15 protein-coding genes are annotated in these 12,029 nt (G+C 72.2%); 14 read left to right on the forward strand and 1 reads right to left on the reverse strand.

Features of this window, described 5'->3' with window-relative positions:
* The 3 genes from hisF to JYK17_RS39135 form a co-directional block, all read left to right on the forward strand.
* Positions 1–709 (forward strand): imidazole glycerol phosphate synthase subunit HisF (gene hisF, locus JYK17_RS39125; protein WP_222812256.1); only part of this gene is annotated, 709 nt, incomplete at its 5' end.
* A 121-nt stretch (positions 710–830) separates the two neighbouring features.
* On the forward strand, positions 831–1,421 hold the full coding sequence (locus tag JYK17_RS39130) for an ArsR/SmtB family transcription factor (protein WP_222812257.1): 591 nt from the start codon (positions 831–833) through the stop codon (positions 1,419–1,421).
* Positions 1,414–2,652 (forward strand): MFS transporter, encoded by a 1,239-nt coding sequence (locus JYK17_RS39135; protein ID WP_108013421.1) that lies wholly within the window; start codon positions 1,414–1,416, stop codon positions 2,650–2,652. Before JYK17_RS39130 ends, JYK17_RS39135 begins: the two co-directional genes overlap by 8 nt.
* 19 nt (positions 2,653–2,671) lie before the next feature.
* Here the strand turns inward: JYK17_RS39135 and JYK17_RS39140 are convergent, their stop codons facing one another.
* Positions 2,672–3,307 carry a TIGR03085 family metal-binding protein gene (locus JYK17_RS39140; RefSeq protein ID WP_108013422.1) on the reverse strand — a complete coding sequence of 212 codons (636 nt, stop codon included), beginning with the start codon at positions 3,305–3,307 and terminating at the stop codon, positions 2,672–2,674.
* Between the two features lie 138 nt (positions 3,308–3,445).
* Here JYK17_RS39140 and hisI point away from each other — a divergent pair, with 138 nt between their 5' ends.
* The 11 genes from hisI to lgt form a co-directional block, all read left to right on the forward strand.
* Entirely contained in the window at positions 3,446–3,838 is a 393-nt protein-coding gene (hisI, locus tag JYK17_RS39145; protein WP_108013423.1) for a phosphoribosyl-AMP cyclohydrolase, read from the forward strand.
* Between the two features lie 11 nt (positions 3,839–3,849).
* Positions 3,850–5,331, forward strand: coding sequence for an anthranilate synthase component I (locus tag JYK17_RS39150; protein ID WP_108013424.1), 1,482 nt, complete (start codon positions 3,850–3,852; stop codon positions 5,329–5,331).
* A 72-nt stretch (positions 5,332–5,403) separates the two neighbouring features.
* Positions 5,404–6,045 (forward strand): TIGR02234 family membrane protein, encoded by a 642-nt coding sequence (locus tag JYK17_RS39155; RefSeq protein WP_108013425.1) that lies wholly within the window; start codon positions 5,404–5,406, stop codon positions 6,043–6,045.
* 144 nt (positions 6,046–6,189) lie between these two features.
* Positions 6,190–6,450 (forward strand): HGxxPAAW family protein, encoded by a 261-nt coding sequence (locus JYK17_RS39160; RefSeq protein WP_108013426.1) that lies wholly within the window; start codon positions 6,190–6,192, stop codon positions 6,448–6,450.
* 93 nt (positions 6,451–6,543) lie between these two features.
* Positions 6,544–6,993: a DUF2752 domain-containing protein gene (locus tag JYK17_RS39165; protein WP_108013427.1), complete on the forward strand. Its 450-nt coding sequence runs from the start codon at positions 6,544–6,546 to the stop codon at positions 6,991–6,993.
* A gap of 144 nt (positions 6,994–7,137) precedes the next feature.
* Complete coding sequence (trpC, locus tag JYK17_RS39170) at positions 7,138–7,947, forward strand: indole-3-glycerol phosphate synthase TrpC (RefSeq protein ID WP_108013428.1); 810 nt, start codon at positions 7,138–7,140, stop codon at positions 7,945–7,947.
* A 21-nt stretch (positions 7,948–7,968) separates the two neighbouring features.
* Complete coding sequence (gene trpM / locus JYK17_RS39175; RefSeq protein ID WP_164932276.1) at positions 7,969–8,136, forward strand: tryptophan biosynthesis modulator TrpM; 168 nt, start codon at positions 7,969–7,971, stop codon at positions 8,134–8,136.
* Between the two features lie 109 nt (positions 8,137–8,245).
* The gene (trpB, locus tag JYK17_RS39180) at positions 8,246–9,529 is read left to right on the forward strand and encodes a tryptophan synthase subunit beta (RefSeq protein ID WP_108013429.1); all 1,284 of its coding nucleotides are present in this window, start codon (positions 8,246–8,248) and stop codon (positions 9,527–9,529) included.
* Positions 9,526–10,344: a tryptophan synthase subunit alpha gene (gene trpA, locus JYK17_RS39185; RefSeq protein ID WP_108013430.1), complete on the forward strand. Its 819-nt coding sequence runs from the start codon at positions 9,526–9,528 to the stop codon at positions 10,342–10,344. The genes trpB and trpA overlap by 4 nt, the downstream gene beginning before the upstream one ends.
* A gap of 88 nt (positions 10,345–10,432) precedes the next feature.
* Complete coding sequence (locus JYK17_RS39190) at positions 10,433–11,206, forward strand: DsbA family protein (protein WP_108013431.1); 774 nt, start codon at positions 10,433–10,435, stop codon at positions 11,204–11,206.
* A gap of 82 nt (positions 11,207–11,288) precedes the next feature.
* The coding region (lgt, locus tag JYK17_RS39195) for a prolipoprotein diacylglyceryl transferase (RefSeq protein ID WP_222812258.1) at positions 11,289–12,029 on the forward strand (741 nt) is incomplete at its 3' end.

The following is a 12,029-nucleotide window of genomic DNA, read 5'->3' on the forward strand; positions in this document are numbered from 1 at the left end:
CCGGGTCGTCAAGGGTGTCAACTTCCAGAACCTGCGCGACGCGGGCGACCCCGTCGAGATGGCCAAGGTGTACGACGCCGAGGGCGCCGACGAGCTGACGTTCCTCGACATCACCGCCTCGTCGGGCAACCGCGAGACGACGTACGACGTGGTGCGCCGTACGGCCGAGCAGGTGTTCATCCCGCTGACGGTGGGCGGCGGCGTGCGCACCGCCGAGGACGTGGACAAGCTGCTGCGGGCGGGCGCGGACAAGGTCGGCGTCAACACGGCGGCCATCGCTCGCCCCGACCTGATCCGCGAGATCGCGGAGCGCTTCGGGCGGCAGGTGCTGGTCCTGTCGGTGGACGCGCGCCGCACCGCCGAGGGCACCTTCGAGGTCACCACCCACGGCGGCCGCACGGGCACCGGCATCGACGCCGTCGAGTGGGCCCACCGGGCCGCCGAGCTGGGCGCGGGCGAGATCCTGCTCAACTCGATGGACGCGGACGGCACGAAGGACGGCTACGACCTGGAGATGATCGCGGCCGTCCGCAAGCACGTGACGATCCCGGTGATCGCCTCCGGCGGCGCGGGCAGGCTCGCCGACTTCCCGCCGGCGATCGCGGCGGGCGCGGACGCGGTGCTGGCGGCGTCGGTCTTCCACTTCGGCGATCTGCGGATCGGCGAGGTGAAGGGGGAGCTGCGGGACGCCGGGCATCCGGTGCGCTAGTACGTGGAAGTACGGGGAGCCCCGGCCGCGTCCTGGCCGGGGCTCTTTCGTGGGCATATGCGAAAGAGAAGTTGCGCAAAATTAGTTGTGCAATTTTTCCTTCGCGTATAGCGTCGGACGCATGGCTGACAGCGAGAGGGACCGGCGTATCAAGGACGTGGGCACGCTCAAGGCCCTCGCCCATCCGCTGCGGGCGCAGCTGTACCGGCTGCTGACCATCGCGCGGACGGCGACCGCCTCCCAGCTCTCCGAGCAGGTCGACGAGGCCGTGTCCCTGGTCAGCTACCACCTGCGCAAGCTCGCCGAGCACGGGCTGATCGAGGAGGCCGAGCCGGGGAGCGGGGACGGTCGCGAGCGGTGGTGGCAGCCCGCCTCCGAGGGGGTGAGCATCCGCGACGAGGACTTCAGGGACGCCCCGGAGAAGGCCGCCGCGCACACCGCCGCCAGCCGTCTCTTCCTCGAGCAGCGCGCCGAGATGTACCGGCGCTACCTCGACGAACGCGCGCACTGGAGCGCCGACTGGACGACCGCCTCCGAATCCGCGGAGTGGCTGCTGCGCCTGACCTCGGACGAACTGGCCGAGCTGGCCAAGGAGATGCGCGCCGTCGTGCGCCGGTACGAGGAGCGCGGACGCGCCGCCGTCGCCGCGGGTGACACCGAGGGCCGCGAGCACGTCGCGGTGCACGTCCACGGCTTCCCGTTCCGTGTCTGAGACCGCGCTCGCCGCCGGGCTCCCCGCCCACCGCGACACCAACGTCCTGCGCTGGCTCGCCGCCTTCACCTGCTCGATGGTCGGCGACAGCGTCTACTACCTCGCGCTGTCCTGGGCCGCCGTACAGTCCGGTACGCCCTCGCAGGCCGGGCTGGTGATGACGGCGAGCGCACTGCCGCGGGCGCTGCTGATGCTGGGCGGAGGAGTGATCGCGGACCGGCTGGGGCCGCGCCGGGTGGTGATCGGCAGCGACGCCGTGCGCTGCGCGGCCGTCCTCGCGGTGGCCGCCCTGCTGTTCCTGACCAGCCCCGGCCTGTGGCCGCTGGCCCTGCTCGCCGTGGTCTTCGGCACCGTCGACGCCGTGTTCCTGCCGGCCGTGGGCGCCCTCCCCGCGCGCGTGACGAGCCGGGACCAGCTCGCGCGCGTGCAGGGCATGCGGGGGCTCGCGATCCGGTTCGCGAGCGTGGTGGGCGGACCGCTCGGCGGGCTCGGGGTGGCGCTCGGCGGGGCGACGGCGGCGTTCGCCCTCGCGGGACTGCTGATCGCCGTGTCCGTGCCGCTGCTGGTCTCGGTGCGGATGCGCCAACTGCCGCTCCACGACACGGTGGGCGCGCGCGACGCGACCGCCGGGCAGGACCTCGTGGCAGGGCTGCGCCACATCCGCCGGCACCCCGTGCTCGCGCCGCTGATGCTGGTCATAGCCCTGGGCGACCTCGGCTTCGTCGGCCCCCTCAACGTCGGTCTGACCCTGCTGTGCGACGAGCGCGGCTGGGGCGCGGCCGGGATGGGCTGGGTGCTCGCCGGGTTCGGCGTCGGCGCGGGTGCCGCCTCACTGCTGCTGACGTTGCGCGGGCGGCTGCCGCACGCCGGGCGGACGGCCGGCTGGTCGATCCTCGCCGGTTCGGTCGCCGTCGGGACACTCACCTTCGCGCCGACCGTCCCCCTGGCCGTCGGTACGGCCCTGCTGATCGGCCTGCTCACCGGGCTCAGCGGCGCGATGTGCGCGGCGCTGCTGCAGACCCACGCCGACCCGGCGTACCTCGGCCGTGTGACCGCCGTCTCCAGCCTGGTCAGCCTCGGTCTCACCCCGCTCAGCATGCCGCTGTCCGCCACCGCGATCGGCACCTGGGGCACCGGCCCCGTCTTCGTGGTCAGCGCGGCCGTGTGCGGGCTCGGCGGCGTCGTCGCCCTGGCCGTACCCGGCCTGCGCCGCGCCGAACTGCCCCGCTGACCGCGACGGGAACCGGGCTTCAGATGCCCAGCTGCTTCGCGTCGTGCAGCTTCGCCACCGCGTCCTTCTCGCCGTCCAGTTGCACATCGGCGGCGTTCTGCCGGCCGTAGGAGAACAGCAGCAGTTCCGACGGTTCACCGGTCACCGTCACCACGGGGGTCCCGCGGTGTGCGACCGCTGTCTGGCCGTCCGGGCGGCGCAGGACCAGGCCCGTCGGGGCGCCGCGGCCCACCAGCCGGGCCGAGCGTTCGAGACGGGACCACAGGGCGTCCTGGAACACCCCGTCCAGTTCGCGCGGCGTCCAGTCGGGCTGCGCACGGCGGACGTCCTCGGTGTGGACGTAGAACTCCACCGTGTTCGACATCTCGTCGACCTGCTTGAGCTGGAAGGGCGAGAACCGCGGCGGCCCGGTGCGGATGAGCTGGATGAGTTCCTCGTACGGCTTCGAGGCGAACTCCGCCATCACCCGTTCCAGGCGCGGCGCGAGCTGCTTGATCAGGATGCCCCCCGCGGCATCGGGGCGGCGCTCGCGCACCACCACGTGCGCGGCGAGATCGCGGGTCTGCCAGCCCTCGCAGAGGGTCGGGGCGTCCGGGCCCTCGGCCTCCAACAGGTCGGCGAGAAGAAGTCGTTCACGCTTGGCGAAAGTCGACATGCAGTCAGCCTACGACCACGCTCCGGGTCCGCCCACCCGTCATCCGGCCACCGCCCCCGGCCGTGACGCCCGGCGCCCCCGTGTTCGATCAGTGGACCGGCACCGTGACTGTCGGTGCCGCGCGGCACAATGGCACCCATGACCAGCAAGCCACCGGCCGGCAGCCTCGACACGGAGATCGCCGCACGCCTCAAGCGCAGCGCCGACGGACTCGTCCCCGCCATCGCCCAGCAGTACGACACCGGTGAGGTGCTCATGCTCGGCTGGATGGACGACGAGGCGCTGCACCGCACCCTGACCACCGGCCGCTGCACCTACTGGTCCCGCAGCCGCCAGGAGTACTGGGTCAAGGGCGACACCTCCGGCCACTTCCAGTGGGTGAAGTCCGTCGCGCTGGACTGCGACGCCGACACCGTGCTGGTCAAGGTGGACCAGGTGGGTGCCGCCTGCCACACCGGCGCGCGCACCTGCTTCGACGAGGGCGTGCTTCTCAAGGACGCCGATTCGGGCGCGTCCGGCCCGGATCAGTAAGGTCAGCCGCCATGGACCTCGAGACGTTCCGCAAGCTGGCCACCGACCGCCGCGTCATCCCCGTCACCCGCAAGCTGCTCGCCGACGGCGACACCCCGGTCGCGCTCTACCGCAAGCTCGCCGCCGAGCGCCCCGGCACCTTCCTGCTGGAGTCCGCGGAGAACGGCCGCTCCTGGTCCCGCTACTCGTTCGTGGGCGTGCGCTCCGCCGCCACCCTCACCGCGCGCGACGGCCAGGCGCACTGGCTCGGCACCCCGCCGGTCGGTGTCCCCGTCGACGGCGACCCGCTGGCCGCCCTGCGCGCCACCATCGAGGCCCTGCACACCCCGCACCAGGAGGGCCTGCCGCCCTTCACCGGCGGCATGGTCGGCTATCTCGGCTACGACATCGTGCGCCGCCTGGAGAAGATCGGCCCCGGCGAGCGGGACGACCTGAAGCTGCCCGAGCTGACCATGCTCCTGACCAGCGACCTCGCGGTCATGGACCACTGGGAGGGCTCGGTCCTGCTGATCGCCAACGCGATCAACCACAACGACCTCGAAACGGGCGTCGACGAGGCCCACGCCGACGCGGTCGCCCGCCTCGACGCCATGGAGGCCGACCTCACGCGCGCGGTCGCCCAGCCGCCCGCCGTCCTGCCGCCCTCCGAACTCCCCGAGTACACCGCCCTGTGGGGCGGCCCCGACTTCCGGGAGGCCGTCGAGGACGTCAAGGAGCGCATCCGCGCGGGCGAGGCCTTCCAGGTCGTCCCCTCCCAGCGCTTCGAAACACCGTGCACGGCAAGCGCGTTGGACGTCTACCGCGTGCTCAGGGCGACGAACCCCTCGCCGTACATGTACCTCTTCCGCTTCGACGGCTTCGACGTCGTGGGCTCGTCCCCCGAGGCCCTGGTGAAGGTCGAGGACGGACGGGCGATGGTCCACCCCATCGCCGGCACCCGGCACCGCGGGGCCACCCCGCAGGAGGACCAGGCCCTCGCCGACGAACTGCTCGCCGACCCCAAGGAGCGCGCCGAGCACCTGATGCTGGTCGACCTCGGCCGCAACGACCTGGGGCGGGTCTGCGAACCGGGCACGGTCGAGGTCGTCGACTTCATGTCCGTCGAGCGGTACTCCCACGTGATGCACATCGTCTCGACGGTCACCGGAAAGGTCGCCGACGGCCGCACCGCCTTCGACGTCCTGACGGCCTGCTTCCCGGCCGGCACCCTCTCCGGCGCCCCCAAGCCCCGCGCGATGCAGATCATCGACGAACTCGAGCCGTCCCGCCGGGGGTTGTACGGCGGCTGCGTCGGCTACCTGGACTTCGCGGGCGACTCCGACACCGCCATCGCCATCCGCACCGCCCTGCTGCGCGGCGGCACGGCCTACGTCCAGGCCGGCGCCGGCATCGTCGCCGACTCCGACCCGGTCGCCGAGGACCAGGAGTGCCGCAACAAGGCGGCGGCGGTCCTGCGCGCGGTGCACACGGCGAACCGCCTGGGCGGCAAATAGGCGCGCCTCTCGCGCAATGGGGCGCTTCTCACGTGAGCCCCGGGTGACGCTTCACCCGGGGTACGGGTGATAGTGGAGTACGTGACAGCTGTTCCTCACCCCCGTTCCGAAGCCGACGGCCGCGCGCGGGCCGGTCGCCGAAGCCTCGCCATTGCCTTGCTGTGCGGTGCGCTCGGCGCGGCCGTGGCGCTGCTCTCCACCCGGCAGCGCTGGTCGGAGGGCACCACCACGGTGGCCGGCGGCGCCTTCGACCTGACCGCCAAGGGCAGTGACGTCACGGGCGTTCCCGCGGCGCTCGCCATAGTGGGCCTCGCCGCGCTCGTCGCCGTCTTCGCCGTCCGCAGGGCCGGGCGGCTGCTGGTGGCGGCCCTGCTCGCGCTCTCCGGCGCCGGCACCGTCGCCGCCGCCCTGCTCGGCGTCTCCGACACCTCCGCGCTCGACGAGCAGGCCGCGAAGGCCGCGGGCGACACCTCGGCCACCGTGCACGCCCTCTCCCACACCGCCTGGCCCTATGTCGCGGCGGCGGGCGGCGCCCTCCTCCTCGTCGCCGGCCTGCTCGCCCTGCGCTACGGCCGGCAGTGGCCCGCGATGTCCGGCCGCTACGAACGCGCGGGCGCCCCGAAGCCCCGCCGCAGGGCGGCGCCCACCGACCCCGACCGCCCCGAGGACATCTGGAAGGCCCTCGACCGCGGCGAGGACCCCACCGGCGCGTAGCGGCTCCGCCCGCGGGGTCGGGCCCCGTCTCCACCGGAGCCGACGCGCGAGGGGTGGACCCCCGAGCGGCGCGCCCGCGCACGTGCGGGACAATGTCCCGTGAGCGTCCGGCTCAGACACGAAAACAGCAATGAGGAGCAAGCAATGGCGGGCAGCAGCCACGGTCACACCCCGGCCGCCTGGACCGGTGTCATGATCGCGTTCGTCGGTTTCTGCGTCTCCGGCGCCTTCATGGTGATGGCTCAGCCCGTGGGCTTCTGGGCCGGCTTGGGCATCGTGGTCATCGGCGGTGTCGTCGGTTGGATCATGAGCGCGATGGGCATGGGACAGCCGAAGGACGCGCACAAGGACTTCCAGGACGCGCTGGCGCAGAGCCAGGCCTCCGCGGGCGCCTCCAAGAGCTGACCCGTACGGCTCTCGCGCGTACCCCTGAGGGGCGGTCCGGCACCGGACCGCCCCTCACGCGCGCGTGGCGGCCCTCGCGCACTCCGGGGGACAATGCGGGACGTGAACGCCGACAGCCAGTCCCCGACGCGGGCCCCCGCCGGAGCCACGGTGATGTCCCGGCTCGCCGTCCCCACCGGGCTGCTCGCGGCCGTCGCCGGCGCCTTCGCCTACGTGGGCACCGTGGACCCCCACCAGCCCGGCCACTACCCGGCGTGCCCGCTGTACCGGTTCACCGGCATCTACTGCCCCGGCTGCGGCGGACTGCGCAGCGCGTACTCCTTCGTCCACGGGGACTTCCTGGCGGCGCTCCAGGACAACGCGCTCGCCGTCATGGGCTATCTGGGCTTCGCCGTGCTGTGGACCGTATGGGTGGTGCGCGCCGCCCGCGGCCGCCGGCTGCGCTGGGAGCCCGGGCCGGTGCACCTGTGGACGCTCGGCACGTTGCTGCTGGTCTTCAGCATTGTCCGGAACCTGCCGTTCGGTGGCTGGCTGCATCCTTGATCAACAGGGGAATGTCCAGGTAGTGGGAGCGACGTCCACCGGATGCGAGGCCCGCGACCTGGTGCGGATACCATCGCAGTGACCACGGGTTTTCCCTTGGTCCGACCTCTTGAACAGTCAACCGTCTGAAAGGGGGCCGCTCGCGTGAGTGTGCTCGACGAGATCATCGACGGAGTCCGTGCCGACCTCGCGGAGCGGCAGGCGCGCGTCAGCCTCGACGAGCTCAAGGAGCGTGCGGCGAAGGCTCCCGCGGCCAAGGACGGACTGGCCGCGCTGCGCGGCGACGGCGTCAAGGTCATCTGCGAGGTCAAGCGTTCCAGCCCCTCCAAGGGAGCGCTGGCCGCGATCGCCGACCCGGCCGGACTCGCCGCGGACTACGAGGCGGGCGGCGCGGCCGTCATCTCCGTGCTGACCGAGCAGCGCCGCTTCGGCGGCTCCCTCGCCGACCTGGAGGCCGTCCGCGCCCGCGTGGACATCCCGGTCCTGCGCAAGGACTTCATCGTCACCTCGTACCAGCTGTGGGAGGCCCGCGCGTACGGCGCCGACCTCGCCCTCCTGATCGTCGCCGCCCTCGAACAGCCGGCCCTGGAGTCGCTGATCGAGCGTGCCGTCTCCATCGGGCTCACCCCGCTCGTCGAGGTGCACGACGAGGACGAGGTCGAGCGGGCGGTGGACGCGGGCGCCAAGGTCATCGGCATCAACGCGCGCAACCTCAAGACGCTCGAGGTCGACCGCGGCACCTTCGAGCGCGTCGCGCCCGAGGTCCCCGCCGACCTCGTCCGGGTCGCCGAGTCCGGCGTCCGCGGCCCGCACGACCTGATCGCGTACGCCAACGCCGGCGCAGACGCGGTTTTGGTCGGCGAGTCCCTGGTCACGGGCCGCGACCCCAAGACCGCGGTCTCCGACCTGGTGGCGGCGGGCGAGCACCCCGCACTCCGGCACGGACGCGGCTGATCCTTCGATAGACTCACCACGATGACCCTCACGACGACCACCACGGACCGGTACGCCCGCCTCGCGCGCGGCTGCCGCCCTCGTGGTTGCCGTGCCCCTGCCCGGCGCGTCCACGGCCGCCGGGTCAGGTACGTCATCGGCGACGAACCCGGGCAGGTCAACGGCCGGCGATGGCAGCGCGCCCTCTAGGGGCGCGGGGAACTGCGCGACAAGCCACAGACGGCTGACAGCCGTCGAACAAGCCCCGCTCCCACGGCGATCAGTGCTGTTCACACACCACTCACCGTGAGGTATACGCATGCCCAGCGAGTTCTTCATCCCCGACCCGGAGGGTCAGGTCCCCAGCGCCGAGGGCTACTTCGGCGCATTCGGCGGCAAATTCATCCCGGAGGCCCTCGTCGCCGCCGTGGACGAGGTCGCCGTCGAGTACGACAAGGCCAAGCACGACCCCGAGTTCGCCCGCGAACTCGACGACCTGCTGGTCAACTACACCGGCCGCCCCTCGGCCCTCACCGAGGTCCCCCGGTTCGCCGCGGAGGCCGGCGGCGCCCGGATCTTCCTCAAGCGGGAGGACCTCAACCACACCGGCTCCCACAAGATCAACAACGTGCTCGGCCAGGCCCTGCTCACCAGGCGCATGGGCAAGACCCGGGTCATCGCCGAGACCGGCGCCGGCCAGCACGGCGTCGCCACGGCGACCGCCTGCGCCCTGTTCGGCCTGGACTGCACGATCTACATGGGCGAGATCGACACCGAGCGCCAGGCCCTGAACGTGGCCCGCATGCGCATGCTCGGCGCCGAGGTCGTCGCCGTGAAGTCCGGCAGCCGCACGCTCAAGGACGCCATCAACGAGGCCTTCCGCGACTGGGTCGCCAACGTCGACCACACCCACTACCTCTTCGGTACGGTCGCCGGCCCGCACCCCTTCCCGGCCATGGTCCGCGACTTCCACCGCGTGATCGGCGTGGAGACCCGCCGCCAGCTCCTTCAGCGGGCCGGACGCCTCCCGGACGCCGCCATCGCCTGCGTGGGCGGCGGCTCCAACGCCATCGGCCTGTTCCACGCCTTCATCCCGGACGCCTCCGTACGCCTGATCGGCTGCGAACCGGCCGGGCACGGCGTCGAGACCGGCGAGCACGCGGCCACGCTGACCGCGGGCGAGCCCGGCATCCTGCACGGCTCCCGCTCCTACGTCCTCCAGGACGAGGAGGGCCAGATCACCGAGCCGTACTCGATCTCTGCCGGACTGGACTACCCGGGCATCGGCCCGGAGCACTCCTACCTCAAGGACACCGGCCGCGGCGAGTACCGCGCCGTCACCGACGACGCGGCGATGCAGGCCCTGCGCCTGCTGTCGCGCACCGAGGGCATCATCCCGGCCATCGAGAGCGCCCACGCCCTCGCGGGCTGCCTGGAGGTCGGCAGGGAGCTGGGCGAGGACGGGCTGATCGTGGTCAACCTGTCCGGCCGCGGCGACAAGGACATGGACACGGCCGCGCGCTACTTCAACCTGTACGACACCGACGCGGAGGTCGCCGCCAACGAGGCCGACACCGCCGAGATCGAGGGGGACGCCAAGTGAGCGGGAACATTCAGCTGCTGTCCGACACCCTCGCCGGCGCCAAGGCCGAGGGACGCGCCGCGCTCATCGCCTACCTCCCGGCCGGCTTCCCGACCGTGGACGGCGGCATCGAGGCGGTCAAGGCGGCCCTGGACGGCGGCGCGGACGTCGTCGAGGTCGGCCTGCCGCACAGCGACCCGGTCCTCGACGGACCCGTCATCCAGACCGCCGACGACATCGCCCTGCGCGGCGGCGTCAAGATCGCGCACGTGATGCGGACGGTCGAGGAGGCCCACGAGGCCACCGGCAAGCCGATCCTCGTCATGACGTACTGGAACCCCATCGACCGCTACGGCGTCGAGCGCTTCACCGCCGAACTCGCCGCGGCGGGCGGCGCGGGCTGCATCCTGCCCGACCTGCCGGTGCAGGAGGCGGCGCTGTGGCGGGAGCACGCCGAGAAGCACCGGCTCGCCACGGTCTTCGTGGTCGCGCCCAGCAGCAAGGACGAACGGCTCGCGCAGATCACCGCGGCGGGCAGCGGCTTCGTCTACGCCGCCTCCCTGATGGGCGTCACGGGCACCCGCGAATCGGTGGGCGCGCAGGCGCAGAACCTGGTCGAGCGCACCCGGGCCACCGGCACCGGCCTGCCCGTCTGCGTCGGGCTCGGCGTCTCCAACGCCGAACAGGCCGCCGAGGTGGCCGGCTTCGCCGACGGCGTGATCGTCGGCTCGGCCTTCGTCAAGCGGATGCTGGACGCGCCGGACGACGCGGCCGGCGTCGAGGCCGTCCGCACGCTCGCCGGTGAGCTCGCCAAGGGCGTGCGCGGGGCGGCGTAGCCGGACATCTCATGTCACGGAGATCCCCCTTACGAGTGGATCTGGGACCGGGGAGGCGCAATGCGCCTCCCCGGTTCGTTCTGGGGGTGTGAGCGAGAAGAACCGTGAGGGAAAGCGCACCGCCCGGGAGCGGCTGGCGGACGAGCGAGAGAAGCAGAAGGCCGCGGAGAAGCGGCGGCGGACGCTGATCGTGGGCGCGAGCGTCGTCTGCGTCCTGGGCCTCGCCGCGGTGATCGGCGTGGTCGCCGCGAACTCCGGCAAGGACAAGGACAAGGCATCGGGCCCGGCCGTGGCGCCCTCCGGCGCGCAGGGCAAGGACAGCCTCGCGATCCCGGTGGGCAAGGACGGCGCCAAGTCGACCCTCACGATCTGGGAGGACTTCCGCTGCCCGGCCTGCATGGCCTTCGAGACGGCATACCGCCCCACCCTCCACGAGCTGACCGACTCCGGGCAGCTGCGCATCGAGTACCACCTGGTCAGGCTGATCGACGGCAATCTCGGCGGCACCGGCTCGCTCCGCGCGGGCAACGCTGCGGCCTGCGCCCAGGACGCCGGACTCTTCCGCGACTACCACGACGTGCTGTATGCGAACCAGCCGAAGGAGACCGACGACGCCTTCGGCGACAACGGCAAGCTGATCGCGCTCGCCGGCAAGGTCAAGGGCCTCGACACGGCCGCCTTCCGCTCCTGCGTCGACGACGGCACCCACGACAGCTGGGTGAACAAGTCGAACGACGCATTCAAGGCCGGCCACTTCGGCGGCACGCCGACCGTGCTGCTCGACGGCAAGAACATCTACCAGGACCAGTCATTGACCCCCGCCAAGCTGAAGCAACTGGTGCAGCAGGCGAACAAGGGGTAAGAGATTCACGCCCGCCCGTTATGGACCCGTAGCCGGTCCGCCTGCCGTCGGGCCCGCCCGGCACGGTAGCGTCGACCCTGCCATGGAAGAACTTGCCTACATTCCGAGCCCGTCGCGCGGGGTGCTGTACCTCGGCCCCATCCCGCTGCGCGGCTACGCGTTCTGCATCATCATCGGCGTCTTCATCGCGGTCTGGCTCGGCAACAAACGCTGGCTCGCCCGCGGCGGGCGGGCGGGCACGGTGGCCGACATCGCTGTCTGGGCGGTGCCCTTCGGCCTCGTCGGCGGCCGCCTCTACCACGTCATCACGGACTACGAGCTGTACTTCAGCCAGGGCCGTGACTGGGTGGACGCCTTCAAGGTGTGGCAGGGCGGACTCGGCATCTGGGGCGCGATCGCGCTCGGTGCGCTGGGCGCCTGGATCGGCTGCCGCCGCCGCGGCATCCCGCTGCCCGCCTACGCCGACGCCGTCGCACCCGGCATCGCCTTCGCGCAGGCGATGGGCCGCTGGGGCAACTGGTTCAACCAGGAGCTGTACGGCAAGGAGACGCACGTCCCCTGGGCGCTGCACATCACGTCCTCGACGGACGGCCGCGTGCCCGGGTACTACCACCCGACGTTCCTCTACGAGTCCCTGTGGTGCATCGGCGTCGCCTTCCTGGTCATCTGGGCCGACCGCCGCTTCAAGCTGGGCCACGGCCGGGCGTTCGCGCTCTATGTCGCCGCCTACTGCGTGGGCCGCGCCTGGATCGAGTACATGCGCGTCGACGACGCCCACCACATCCTCGGCCTCCGGCTGAACGACTGGACCGCGCTGGGCGTC

This window comes from Streptomyces plumbidurans (assembly GCF_019857225.1).
GTDB lineage: Bacteria > Actinomycetota > Actinomycetes > Streptomycetales > Streptomycetaceae > Streptomyces > Streptomyces plumbidurans.

What these genes read in the sequence shown, in the direction of transcription:
- JYK17_RS39160 (WP_108013426.1), top strand. Translation starts at nt 6,190, where the DNA reads ATGGCGGGCAGCAGCCACGGTCACACCCCGGCCGCCTGGACCGGTGTC.
- trpB (WP_108013429.1), top strand. Translation starts at nt 8,246, where the DNA reads ATGCCCAGCGAGTTCTTCATCCCCGACCCGGAGGGTCAGGTCCCCAGC.
- JYK17_RS39140 (WP_108013422.1), bottom strand. Translation starts at nt 3,307, where the DNA reads ATGTCGACTTTCGCCAAGCGTGAACGACTTCTTCTCGCCGACCTGTTG.
- hisI (WP_108013423.1), top strand. Translation starts at nt 3,446, where the DNA reads ATGACCAGCAAGCCACCGGCCGGCAGCCTCGACACGGAGATCGCCGCA.
- JYK17_RS39130 (WP_222812257.1), top strand. Translation starts at nt 831, where the DNA reads ATGGCTGACAGCGAGAGGGACCGGCGTATCAAGGACGTGGGCACGCTC.
- JYK17_RS39150 (WP_108013424.1), top strand. Translation starts at nt 3,850, where the DNA reads ATGGACCTCGAGACGTTCCGCAAGCTGGCCACCGACCGCCGCGTCATC.
- trpM (WP_164932276.1), top strand. Translation starts at nt 7,969, where the DNA reads ATGACCCTCACGACGACCACCACGGACCGGTACGCCCGCCTCGCGCGC.
- JYK17_RS39165 (WP_108013427.1), top strand. Translation starts at nt 6,544, where the DNA reads ATGCGGGACGTGAACGCCGACAGCCAGTCCCCGACGCGGGCCCCCGCC.